The organism is Neobacillus sp. NPDC058068 (assembly GCF_042885335.1).
GTDB lineage: Bacteria > Bacillota > Bacilli > Bacillales > Cytobacillaceae > Neobacillus.
This window is the reverse complement of record NZ_JBHVSI010000023.1, coordinates 20059-32822: the sequence shown is the minus strand read 5'-3', so window position 1 is coordinate 32822 and position 12764 is coordinate 20059. Positions and strand designations below refer to the sequence as shown.

At 40.5% G+C, this 12764-nt stretch carries 7 protein-coding genes; 6 read left to right on the top strand and 1 reads right to left on the bottom strand.

Going from position 1 to position 12764, the window contains the following annotated elements; translation table 11 throughout:
* The first annotated feature begins 258 nt into the window (after positions 1–258).
* The 3 genes from ACFVSW_RS22810 to ACFVSW_RS22800 all read left to right on the top strand — a co-directional run bounded on the left by ACFVSW_RS22810 (position 259) and on the right by ACFVSW_RS22800 (position 5215).
* Positions 259–684 carry a MarR family winged helix-turn-helix transcriptional regulator gene (locus ACFVSW_RS22810; RefSeq protein WP_387318906.1) on the top strand — a complete coding sequence of 142 codons (426 nt, stop codon included), beginning with the start codon at positions 259–261 and terminating at the stop codon, positions 682–684.
* A complete protein-coding gene (locus ACFVSW_RS22805) occupies positions 684–1880 on the top strand; it encodes an MFS transporter (protein ID WP_387318905.1) in 1197 nt (398 codons plus the stop codon). Before ACFVSW_RS22810 ends, ACFVSW_RS22805 begins: the two co-directional genes overlap by 1 nt.
* Positions 1881–2548: 668 nt before the next feature.
* On the top strand, positions 2549–5215 hold the full coding sequence (locus tag ACFVSW_RS22800) for an endo-beta-N-acetylglucosaminidase (RefSeq protein ID WP_387318904.1): 2667 nt from the start codon (positions 2549–2551) through the stop codon (positions 5213–5215).
* A 135-nt stretch (positions 5216–5350) separates the two neighbouring features.
* Here the strand turns inward: ACFVSW_RS22800 and ACFVSW_RS22795 are convergent, their stop codons facing one another.
* Complete coding sequence (locus tag ACFVSW_RS22795; protein WP_387318903.1) at positions 5351–7240, bottom strand: zinc ribbon domain-containing protein; 1890 nt, start codon at positions 7238–7240, stop codon at positions 5351–5353.
* Positions 7241–7556: 316 nt separating this feature from the next.
* Here ACFVSW_RS22795 and ACFVSW_RS22790 point away from each other — a divergent pair, with 316 nt between their 5' ends.
* The 3 genes from ACFVSW_RS22790 to ACFVSW_RS22780 all read left to right on the top strand — a co-directional run bounded on the left by ACFVSW_RS22790 (position 7557) and on the right by ACFVSW_RS22780 (position 12736).
* Positions 7557–8393: a hypothetical protein gene (locus tag ACFVSW_RS22790; RefSeq protein ID WP_387318902.1), complete on the top strand. Its 837-nt coding sequence runs from the start codon at positions 7557–7559 to the stop codon at positions 8391–8393.
* 310 nt (positions 8394–8703) lie between these two features.
* Complete coding sequence (locus tag ACFVSW_RS22785) at positions 8704–11397, top strand: alpha-mannosidase (protein ID WP_387318901.1); 2694 nt, start codon at positions 8704–8706, stop codon at positions 11395–11397.
* 10 nt (positions 11398–11407) lie between these two features.
* On the top strand, positions 11408–12736 hold the full coding sequence (locus ACFVSW_RS22780) for a glycoside hydrolase family 125 protein (protein ID WP_387318900.1): 1329 nt from the start codon (positions 11408–11410) through the stop codon (positions 12734–12736).
* Positions 12737–12764 lie beyond the last annotated feature (28 nt).

The following is a 12764-nucleotide window of genomic DNA, read 5'->3' as shown; positions in this document are numbered from 1 at the left end:
GGGATAAACCATAACAAACTTCTCCACACTAAGAAAATTATCGAGGTGAGATGATTTTAATAGAATTTTTTTTATAACCAATTTTTTTACAAAGCTCATCTATAGTTAAAAACTTTTCCGTTTATTCTAATAGGTAGTTCCTCCTTAGGTTAATCGTTTTCAAAAAATTTAAGTACCTTGCATTCTTTATGTGATCGTGATATAGTTATCTTCGGTAATCATTTAGTTACTCAGGGTAACTAAAAAGGAGTGTTTAGTTTGGAAGGTTATTTACAGCGCTTTTTAGCTTTATATAGACCGGTAATTACGAGATTAAACGAGCTGATGAGTCACTATGGCATCACGTATTCGCAATGGATTGTCATTTATCATTTAAAACATCGCGGGGCTTCTACATTGGTCGAAATTGCAGCTCGACATGAGGTTGAAAAACCAACCATTACAAGACGTGTCAAGAAATTAATGGATCTGGGCATCGTGGAACAAATTTTAGGTAATGATAAACGGGAAAAAATTATTCAATTAACGGATATCGGCGAGAGCATTTATCGCGATGTACGTAAAGACATTACAGAGCTTGAATTTCGTATAATGGATAACATTCCAGAGCATGAACGTAAAATCGCTTACGAAATTTTCCCGAAAATCTTTGATAATCTTAAGAAAGAAAGGGAGCTTCATTAATGCAACATACGAAATTATGGACAAAGGATTTTATTATTGTCTCACTTATAAATTTTCTTCTCACATTAGTTTTCTATTTACTTGTTGTAACCATTGCGACATTTGCGATTGATGAATATCATGCAACGGTTAGTCAATCTGGGCTTGTCAGTGGTGTATTCATCATTGGTGCACTGATTGGCCGCTTCGTCTGCGGCAGCATTATCGATAAAATTGGCCGCAAACGACTATTAATTATCGGTGTTATTTTATTTATTGCAATGACAGCACTATATTCCGTGCCTCTTGGCATCGGTTTTTTAATTTTATTGCGTCTCCTTCACGGGATTACACACGGAATGGCAAGTACAGCTGCTGGTACAGTTGTTGCCCAAATTATTCCGGCGCCGCGCAGAGCAGAAGGAATCAGCTATTATAGTATGAGTACGACGCTTGCTACAGCGCTCGGACCATTTATTGGTCTTTATATGCTGCATAGTACAACCTTCCCTGTTATCTTTACATTATGCTTAATTTTAGGTGTCATTTGTTTTATTATCGGTCTCATTTTAAAAGTGCCTGTTGCTATCCAAAAAACACCTGCACAACAAAAAGAGAAAAAATCAGGCATCTCAATTAAAAACTTTATCGAACCAAAAGCGGTACCAATTGGGATTATCATCTTACTTCTTGGCTTTGGTTATTCAAGTGTTTTAACCTACATTAACTTTTACGCAACAGAAATTAATCTTGTTACAGCCGCTAGCTTCTTCTTCCTTGTATATTCCATTATAGCGCTTGTTTCACGTCCGTTCTCAGGACCTTTAATGGACAACAAGGGCGCCAATATCATTATGTATCCAGCGTTTATTTTATATGCGATTAGTATGTATATGTTAAGTGTTGCGGGTAGCAGCTGGGTGCTTCTTCTTGCCGGCGCCGTTATGGGCCTAGGATTTGGAAACATGCAATCTGCTACACAAGCAATTGCCATTAAAGAAACGCCGCCAGCTCGAATGGGACTTGCAACGTCAACATACTTCATCTTCTACGATGCAGGACTGGGTCTTTCACCTTATTTACTAGGTTACATTACGCCATATACAGGCTATGCGAAAATGTATGCCATTATGGCTGTGGTCATTCTTGTAACTGGAGTGCTTTATTTCTTCCTTCATGGCTTAAAAGAAACACATCTTCGAAAATTAGCACACTAAAAAACTCGAATAAATTTGAATTTCTCCTTGTCAAGCAGACAGGAGAATTTAAAAAAATGATAAACAGCTTGAGCCTTGAATTCTAAGGGGGCAAGCTGTTTCATCATTTTTTATGGATTTTGATGGATAAATTCAGGATTAGTGGGGTAAGACCCTCGCTATGACCTCTACGAAGGTTTTTTCGTAGATTTAGAGCAAAAAAGTCGATGTAGAACCCCTCTCCGTCACAGTTACCTCCAATTACGACATAATTTCGGTAACTTATTACACTAATCATCCCTGTTGGATTTGGTGAATTTGAAGTGGACGGCGATTGTGAATTGATCGTTTCTCATACGTAATGGAATAATGATTTGAAAAGATAAAAGCGTAAGGTCTCTTTATAGAGGGGCTTTACGCTTTTTTTAATTCTAGGCACCGTTATTAACTGTTTTTTAATGAATAAATTTTAGGAATAGTGAAAAAACCTTACTGCATTTATAAAGTCCATTGACGAAGGAAACAATCCCCAATATTGTTGGTAGAAGAATGAATAAGGGAGTAACTATACATAGACTTACTTATTTTTGGTAGCGCTTTCTTGAACTGAAAACGGAAGGCTATGGGTGTAAAGGGAAGCCAGCTTTAAAAGCTTCATTATAAAAAATAGAAAAGGGAGAGATGTAAAAATGATTTATTTGAAGAAGAGCCATTCATTGGCTGTGTTTTTCGGCTTGTGTATCATCTTGTTATGGCCAAATGCAAGCTTGGCTAAACAACCAGAATCATCTTATTGGTATCCCGAACAACTTATGAACTGGACTCCAGAGAAGGATCCGAATGCTCTGTTTAACCGCAGCCAAATTCCATTAGCCAAACGGGAAGTGTTAGACAAAGTGAATGATAATGCTCAGTCAAATGCAAAGTTAGTTGCTTTGTCTGCGCTCAACCCGAATACGAGTGGTGTACCTTCTCAAGGCGGGAAAGACTTCTATGCAAACACATTTAGTTATTGGCAATATGTTGACCTTATGGTGTATTGGGCCGGTTCGGCTGGTGAAGGGATTATCGTACCGCCGAGCGCAGACGTGATTGATGCTGCCCATAAAAACGGTGTACCTATTTTAGGAAACGTTTTCTTCCCTCCTACTGTTTATGGGGGAAAGGCTGAATGGGTGAACCAAATGCTGACCCAGAGGGAGGATGGCTCCTTCCCGGCAGCAGACAAGCTGCTCGAAGTAGCCAGCTACTACGGATTTGACGGCTGGTTTATTAATCAGGAAACCGAGGGCGGAAACGCAAAAACGGCTCAAAAGATGATAGACTTCCTCGGTTATCTTCAGCAGCATAAGCAGAAAAACATGCAGATCATGTGGTACGATTCAATGACAAATGATGGGCGTATCAATTGGCAGAATGCTTTGACAGATAAAAACAGCAGCTTTTTGCAGGACGGTAAAACACGTGTTTCTGACAGCATGTTCTTAAACTTCTGGTGGCGCGACCAGCAGTCTTCTGCCAACAAAGCTAAGGAACTCGGCAGAAGCCCATATGATTTGTTTACTGGGATTGATGTGGAAGCGAATGGAACAAGCACGAATGTTCCTTGGCAAGGAATTTTTCCAGAGGGAAAAGCACCTTTAACCTCTTTAGGAATTTATCGTCCGGACTGGGCTTTTAAAACAGCTGAGACAATGGAACAGTTTTATCAAAAAGAAAATGAATTCTGGATTGGAAAATCTGGCAATCCTGCAGCAACAAACGATAACGGTCCGTGGAAAGGAATGGCACATTATTTCACTGCCAAATCGGCAATTGAGGAACTGCCTTTCGTCACTCATTTTAATACAGGCAGCGGCAAGTTTTTCGCTGTCGATGGGAACTTGGTTAGCGGTCAGTCATGGAATAACCGCAGTCTGCAGGATATCTTGCCAACCTGGCGCTGGCTAATAGAGGGCGGACAAGCTGTTAACGTTAATTTTGATTGGGAAACCGCCTACTATGGAGGAAGTTCATTAAAGCTTTCAGGCGCCATTGATGCAAAAAAACCAACACATCTTAAGCTTTATAAAACCAATCTTTCTATTCAAAAGGATACTGAAATCTCACTGACGTACAAAACGGATTTGAAAAAGCCAAACATGAAGCTTGGGGTTAGCTTCACCGACAATCCCGATCACTTTGTCTTCTTCGATGTGAAAAAACAAAGTCACAATCAATGGATGACCGATTCGTTTAAACTGAAAAAATACAGTGATAAAAACATCGCAGCCATCTCGCTTTTGATAGATAGTGACCAGGAAGTAAAGGATTTTACGACAAATATTGGAGAAATCAAGGTTTATAACAAACAAGAGAAGCACAATGCCACCGATTCTCCGAAACAAGGAAAGGTTAGTAACCTTGAGTTTAACAAAGGAATCTATGCTGATGTCGCTCTTGCTTGGGAGCCGTCGGATTCCGATGTGAGTCACTTTGAAATTTACCGAAAGCTGCCGAACAATGAAAAAGAGTTTGTTGGCGCTACACCTAACAATGTTTATTACCTTTCTGATCTGAGGCGGAACGGAAAGGAAAATAGCACCCATTTAGAAATAGTTGCGGTGAACAAGGAGTTCAAACGAAGCGAGCCTGCAGCCGTTATGTTCGAATGGCCGGCATATCCAAAGCCTGAGGCAGAATTCCGTGCGGATAAAACGGTAGCGGCACCAGGAGAGAAAATTCAATTTTTTAATGCTTCATCAGAAGTAACGGAAGAAGTGGAATGGCATTTTGAGGGGGGAACACCTTCTGTCAGCAATGAGAATAATCCAGTTGTCACCTATGAAAAAGAAGGCGTCTACTCTGTCACCCTGATTGCAAAAAACAGCAAGGGTGAAAGTGTTATTACAAAAGAAGCGATGATTACCATTTCTAAAGCCGCCAAGGATATTAAAAATGTTGCATTGAATAAAACAGCCATCGCCAGCGGGCAGTGTGCTCCAAGTGAAGCGGCAAAATATGCTTTTGACGGGAACATTAACAGTAAATGGTGCGCATTAGGAGATGCCCCTCATTGGTTAAAAGTGGACCTTGGCGATCAATATGCGATTTCAAAATTCGTTGTTCGCCATGCACAAGCCGGCGGGGAGCCGCAAGCCTTTAATACCCAGGCATTTAGAATTGAAGTAAGCCTTGACGGTGAAAACTGGACAGAAGCTGTGAAGGTAACGGACAATACAGCAGCCGTTTCGGAACACAGTATCACCTTAACAAATGCACGCTATGTACGATTATGGACTGACAAGCCAACCCAAGGCGGCGACCAAGCCGCAAGAATCTATGAATTTGAGGTTCATGGATTTCTAGCTCCATAGGAAGGACACAGGAAGGGGTTAGTCCTCCGCAGTTTTCACGCAGCGGGAGGCTACCCCCTTTTTGTAATACCAGAATTTATTTCAATGAACTTTAAGAAATGACCAGCGCCACGAGAACCGTCCCCACGGCTTCCATCAATCTGTTACCTCATTTGTTTCCACAAGGGAATCAACTTTTAACTTTGAACCGACTCGTTTTAACTGATACTGTGTTTTAAAGTTTTTTTCCTTCATTGAGCCGTCAGTATAGTGAATACGGAACACTTCTTTAGTATAGATATGGTATCCATCTGAAGTGGTTTCTAATTCTGATATGGTTGAACTAATGAAATCTTCGGTTATTCCTTTTTTCTTGAGGTAGTCAATATAGTCTTTTGTCTCTTTATAGGATTTTCCATCAGGAGTAAAGAAATCCTCTACAAGGGAGAAGTCATGGTGATTAATCGCATTTACCGCTGCAGTCTGGTAGTCATTCATAAAAGATTCAATTTCATCCTTTGAATAAGAGACAGATCCTGTATTTACAACGGCTACACCTTTTGTCATATACATGTTTGGCTTTTCCACTTTCACTTCTTTCCCTTTCTCACCACTAAATGAATAAATTACATTAAAGTTATCCACTAACCAATTCTTAATCTTTTCATCATAGAATAAAGTATAGGATCTTGCTTGGTCAGCATATTCTAGTAAAGGATCACGTCCATTGTTAAAAAAACCTTCATAGTATTTTTCTAATGTATCTACATTCACGGACCAAACGCCATCTTCGTTTGATAAATGAAAGGTATTCAAATCAAAAATAGTGGAAAGGTGCTTCCCTTTATACATTATGTCGTTGACCACATTATGTTTGATTATTTCGTCTGTTTCGAAAATCACATTGGAATTGGCCGTTGTAGTTGTCATCGTACTTTTGTTTCCCGAAGTAAAGTATGCCAAGTACTGGTCATCAAATTTCATGATTTGATCCATGACTTGCGTTCTAAAGTCTTGGTTATTTCCTAAGTTAAGATAAATGTAATTACTATCTATCGAAAAATCATCTGATTTTATTTTTCCCCAAGGCGTTTCAGCTTCCACAGCTATTTTCATCGACCCGTCTGTCAGAACGGGTCCGAAGGTTGGGCTTTGGAATGGATTAACCTTCACATCTTTCCCATTAATAAACAATGTGCCTTTTAATGCTGTATTTGTTTTTCCTATTCCTAAGTCTACGGTTATATATTCTCCATTTAGATTTAAGCTAACTACTTTTTTGATACCAGAATGGGCAAGGGATATTTCTTCTTCTTTTTCTAAGTCGACTAAGTCGGTTTTTAAATTTGCTTTTACTTGATAAATTCCAGGTAAATATGGACCAAACGTTTCTGTATAGTCTGGTTGGGTACTTTTCCCAACCTTCTTACCGTCTATATAAAGATTTGTATTTTGATAATTTGTCGATAAAGTAAAATAAACAGTTGGAACCGTTAATGTATATTTATCAAAGATAAGGAATTTTCCATCTTTCTCTAAAGAAACGAACCCCGGGTCTAAAAAATCTCTAGCAAGTTCACTTAGTTCTTTATCATTCGTTTGTTCGATTAACTTTGATTGAGATTCTAATGTTTTAATTAGATTAGTCACCTTATCTGGATTCTTTTCGAAGTATCTCATAAAACCTTTTACTGTTTCTTCATTAATTCCGGCTTTTTTGTCATGGGAGGAAAGTATTTTAGCTACTGCCCTAGCATCTTTATCAACTAATGCGGTTTCGAACTTATTAATTAACCGTTCTTTTGATGTTAAGGCCTCCCCCGCCTTATAACCTCCGAATAGGATGACTAAAGTAGCAACGAATGCGATCAGCCATTTTTTCTTTTTTTTAGATAGTGGTGGTCTTGGTGTGAACTGATTTGATTGCTGATATGTAGAGTGTTGCGGGTTCTGTTGTCTCAATTCTCCATTTACTGGTGTTCCGCACCCATTACAAAATTGCTGCCCTTCTCTTAATGAGTGACCACATTCTTTACAATATTTCATGTACATCCTCCTTTGTTATTTGAAGATTTAGTCTACTAAGCACACACAAACTATTACATATACTTATGCCAATAGTTATAAAGGATTACAAAAATATAGAAGTAACTATTGACCTGTATTAAAGGAAATCTTCCGTATTTATCAAGGGAGCATGTCAAAAACTTTTGAAAAAACATGGTACTTATTATTTATGAAGGTGGTAAATATTAAGAAAATAAACAAACTGGTCATAGTTTCCACCACAACATACATATATTCGTTATTAAGGTCCGACAATTGGCCTAGGAAAATCCATACATAAGAAAGGAAGATGTGTATGAAATGTCCAATATGTTCACACCAAAATGAAGGAGGAAACTTCTGTGAGCAGTGTGGGGGAAAATTAAATGCTAGTGTTTTCAAAGAAGGAGTTCCTACAGCTGAGTCCAGTATCAATTCGGTGCCGGGTCCTAGGTTTGCACAGACAGTTCAACAGAGGCAGACACCGCCCAATCAGTATTTAGAGGGTGCCAAGAATGTTTCAAAAATGTATTTCGGTAACTTTTCGCAAGTGTTGAAAAAGCCCTATGCTAGTTCAAAATCCGTAGGGTCCGAGCATTTTATCAACGCCATGATAACCATGGCGTTATACTCTATTATTATTCCATTGACTATTTACTTCGGAATAAAATATTTCCTGGCTCCTGTTAACGAAGTTGGTCGTATGTTTGGTACGGATGTTAATATTCAACCTCCGTTTGCAGAGTTTGTTATGAAGCCAACCTTTGCCTATGCTTTATTTATTCTTTTAGTAGCTTCATTCACGTTCATTTCTATTAAGTTGGGTAAAGTGAGTGTCACTTATAAAGAGGTAATTTCAAGATTTGGTTCATTTTTGATTCCGTTTGTGGCAATTCTTGCAGTGGCGCTTATCTTGGCTATATTAAAAATTGAATTCTTCCTTTTAGTGCTTTTCCTTGGCTTTGCTACATCCATTTTCATTGTTCCACCACTCTTGATTGCCAGTTATAAAAAAGAGAGTCACGGGGGCTTAGATGTCCTTTACGGTTCTTTACTTACTTATGTGTTAACTTTTATTGTGATTGCCGTTATGGCCAATATGTTATTTGAATCTATTATATCTGCCGTAAAGAATATCTTTTCTTTTTTATAAGGTAACCAGGTAATCATTGGGGTAACCATAACCATGGGGACGGTTCTGCATTCGGTCTTTAAAGTAAACAAGTAAGGGGTTAGTTCTCCGCAGCTTTTATGCAGCGGGGGACTAACCCTTTTTTGCAATGGTTCATTGCTTCCTCAATCAATGGACTAATTTTATATCCACTGTAATATCTTTATGACTTGCCGGTATTCTATTGCTAGTTGGAGCAGTTTTTTTTAATGTAAGTAGTGAGAAATTTAATTATATAAAAATGACAGCGTTTTCGCGGCGCTATATAAATCATCGAAGGAGGGGAAGTCTTATGAAGAAGACAGCCCATATTATCTCCCATTCTCATTGGGACAGGGAATGGTATTTACCTTTTGAGAAACATCGCTATTATTTTATAAAACTCATGAATAATCTGATTGAACAGTTCAAAAAGGAAGGAAATGCTTTTCAATCTTTTCATCTGGACGGGCAAACCGTTCTGTTGGAGGATTACTTCGCCGTTCACCCTGAAAATCGTGAAATCGTTAAACAATTGATTGAAGAGAAAAAGCTCCATATTGGCCCATGGTATGTGCTGCAGGATGCCTTTTTAACCAGCTCTGAAGCAAATATCCGCAACCTTCAGATCGGCTTGAATGATACGAAAGCTTACGGCCATGCTTCAAAAATTGGTTATTTCCCTGATACATTCGGCATTTACGGGCAGGCGCCGCAGATTTTAAAACAAGCGGGGATCGATACAGCTGCCTTCGGACGGGGCGTGAAACCGACTGGCTTTAATAACACGGTGTCGGACACTTCTAATTTTGAATCCCCTTATTCAGAGATGATTTGGAAATCGCCGGATGGCTCCGGCGTTTTAGGTATTCTTTTCGCCAATTGGTATTCAAACGGGAATGAAATCCCGGCGGATGAAGAAGAAGCAAGAGCGTTCTGGGATAAAAAGCTCCAAGATGCTGAAAAGTATGCATCGACGAATCAATTATTATTTATGAATGGCTGTGATCATCAGCCGCTGCAAAAGACCATTCCAGAGGCGATTGAAACGGCAGCCGCCCTTTATCCTGATTACAACTTCAAGCATTCCAGCTTTGATGAGTACACAGAGGCCTTAAAGGGTTCTCTTCCTGAGAAGCTCCAGGTCATTGAAGGGGAGCTGCGCAACCAGCGGACAGACGGCTGGTCCACGCTCGTTAATACTGCATCAAGCCGGATTTACCTGAAGCAATGGAATAACCTAGTTCAAAACCTGTTGGAAAAAACAGCTGAACCACTGGCGGTGATGAATTATTTAGCAGGCGGCACCTACCCGCGCGAATACATCCGCTTTATGTGGAAATCGCTGATGAAGAATCACCCGCATGACAGCATTTGCGGCTGCAGTGTTGATGAGGTTCACCGTGAAATGGTCACCCGTTTTGAAAGCGTCGCGCAAATGGGAGAAGTATTCGTCGGGGAACAGGCGGCAGAACTTACCCAAAAGGTTGATACTTCGCAAACGCCAGAAGGAGGAATTCCGCTTGTTGTGATGAATACAACCGGCTGGGAGAAAAATGAAGTCCTCACGCAAATAATTGACATTGAAAAGGTGTATTTTTCACAAATGCATTTTGAAGAAATTCCAGACTATTTGCATGAAAAAGAAATGCCAGGCAATCAGCTCGTGGATGATCAAGGTCATGCCATTGAATTTCTGCTTGAGAATCCGACAGTCGAATTTGACTATGATTTACCAGACGATAAATTCCGCCAGCCGTTTTTTGCTAAACGGGCTAAGCTGTCATTTTTCGCGGAAAGTGTTCCGTCATTTGGCTATAAAACGTTCTATCTTGTGCCGGCTGATCAACAGATCCAGCAGCAGGAAGAAATTCAGGCCAGCCTTGAAATGGAAAATGAATCAGTTCATGTATTGTTCCATGAAGACGGCAGCTATGATTTAACCCATAAGCAATCCGGCGAGACCTTCTATCGTCTTGGAATTTACGAAGATACCGGGGATGTCGGAAACGAATATATGTTCAAGGAAGCAAAGGGCCAGGACGCGATCACAACAAAAGGGGTGCCGGTGGAATTTATCTTCGTGGAAAGAAATGCCCTAAGAACCGTCCTTGAGTTCACGCACACCTTATCAATTCCGGTTTCAGCAGACGACCGGTTAGCAATCGAACGGAATAAATTGATTTGGCATAAGGAAAGAGAAGCGGGCAGATCAAGCGAGAGGACAAACATCACACTTCGAACTGTTGTCACACTTGAAAAAGGAATGAAGGGTCCAGCCTTTAAGCTTACCGTAGATAACCAAGCTACGGATCACCGTCTGCGCGTTCTCTTCCCGACCGGACTAGAGACCGAGACACATAAGGCAGACAGTATTTTTGAGATTGTCACACGCCCGAATACACCGGAGAAGGAATGGGAAAATCCGAGCTTTTGCCATCATCAGCAGCGATTTGCCAGCCTCTCAGATGACAAGATGGGCTTAACTGTCGCAACCGATGGCCTTCAAGAATATGAAATCCTGCCGGCAGACGGAACGATTGCCGTTACCGTGCTTCGCTCGACGGCGGAACTGGGCGACTGGGGTTACTTCCCGACACCCGAAGCACAATGCTTAGGCATACAAACAGCAGAATGGCAGGTCCTGCCGCATGAAAAAGATGTCATTGAGTCACAAGCATTTGTGGATGCTTACCAATACAAAGTGGCGCTGACGGTTATTCAAACAGATACTCATGAGGGGACATTGCCGGGGACCTATCAGTTTGTAAGCTCAGAGCTAAACGGTCTTGTATGGACGTCGATGAAAGCGGCGGAGGATCGGGATGACGTGATGATTCGCTGGTTTAACCCGTCTGAGAAAAAGGTAAGCCTTAAAGCTACCCTTAATAAGGAGTATCAATCCTATAAGAGTACAATTCTTGAAGAAAAAACAAATCCATCAACGGATTTATATGAAGTAGAAAAATATGAAATCATCACACTTGGTTTCGAAAAAAAGGAATAGGAGTGGGAACATGACAACGGTGATTCCTGAATCAATGCAAAAACTTATCAATCACGTCAAGGAATTTTTCCCTGATAATCACAAGCTGCAGCAGATGTTTGAGCAATGTTTTGTCAATACGTATACAACTACGATGAAAAAACAAGAAGATGGGAAAACATTTGTTATCACCGGCGATATTCCGGCGATGTGGCTGCGGGATTCAGCTGCCCAGGTACGGCCTTATTTGCTAGCCGCTGAAGAGGATGAAGAAATCGCGGATTTGCTTGAAGGCGTGATCAGCCAGCATTATGCCTTTATCTTACATGACCCATATGCCAATGCCTTCAATGAAACGGCAAATGGAAAAGGTCATCAAATGGACGACACGAATATGACACCACATATTTGGGAACGAAAATATGAAATTGATTCCTTGTGCTATCCGGTGCAGCTGGCATACCTATTTTGGAAGTCAACAGGACGTACCTCTCATCTAAAAGAAACGTTTCAGCAGGTGATTGAAACGATTATCCAAGTATGGAGAACCGAACAAGATCATGAGAAAAACTCTCCTTATCGCTTTCGGCGTTCGGATTGCCGTCAATCGGATACTTTGATTCGTGAGGGCAAGGGAGGGCTGGTTGTTCCGACCGGAATGACGTGGAGCGCCTTCCGTCCGAGTGACGATGCTTGCACCTATGGATATCTTGTGCCAGCGAATATGTTTGCCGTTGTAATCTTAGGTTATGCAGCCCAAATGTGTGAGGAAGTGCTAAACAATCATTCATTAAAAGAGGAATGCCTAAAGCTTCGCGCGGAAATTCAAAATGGCATTGAGCAATATGCAAAGTTTAATCATCCGATTCACGGCGATATGTACGTCTATGAGACCGATGGGGAAGGACGGGTCAATTTGATGGATGACGCCAATGTTCCGAGTCTGCTGGCTGCACCTTATTTAGGCTACCTTCCATTTGATGATGAAGGATATACAAATACGCGCAAATTCCTGCTGAGCAGGGATAATCCTTATTATTATGAAGGAAAATGTGCAAATGGAATTGGAAGTCCGCATACTCCCGATCATTACATTTGGCATATTGCACTGGCAATTCAAGGAATGACATCGACAAATGAAACGGAAAAACAGGAAATTTTAGCTTATTTCATAAATACAGATGGCGGCACTAATTTCATGCATGAAGGCTTTAATGCCGATTACCCGGAGGAATTTACAAGGGACTGGTTTGCATGGGCAAACACCATGTTCAGTGAATTTGTCTTAAGTTTAACCGGTAAAGCGGTTAAGGGAAGTCCGCTTTACCATCAATTACTGAAAACCAATTCGGTAAAGTAAATGAGTATTGTGTAAGGAATATTTACGT

Coding starts and splice junctions, on each gene's coding strand:
- ACFVSW_RS22805 (WP_387318905.1), top strand. CDS start 684: ATGCAACATACGAAATTATGGACAAAGGATTTTATTATTGTCTCACTT.
- ACFVSW_RS22800 (WP_387318904.1), top strand. CDS start 2,549: ATGATTTATTTGAAGAAGAGCCATTCATTGGCTGTGTTTTTCGGCTTG.
- ACFVSW_RS22795 (WP_387318903.1), bottom strand. CDS start 7,240: ATGAAATATTGTAAAGAATGTGGTCACTCATTAAGAGAAGGGCAGCAA.
- ACFVSW_RS22790 (WP_387318902.1), top strand. CDS start 7,557: ATGAAATGTCCAATATGTTCACACCAAAATGAAGGAGGAAACTTCTGT.
- ACFVSW_RS22785 (WP_387318901.1), top strand. CDS start 8,704: ATGAAGAAGACAGCCCATATTATCTCCCATTCTCATTGGGACAGGGAA.
- ACFVSW_RS22780 (WP_387318900.1), top strand. CDS start 11,408: ATGACAACGGTGATTCCTGAATCAATGCAAAAACTTATCAATCACGTC.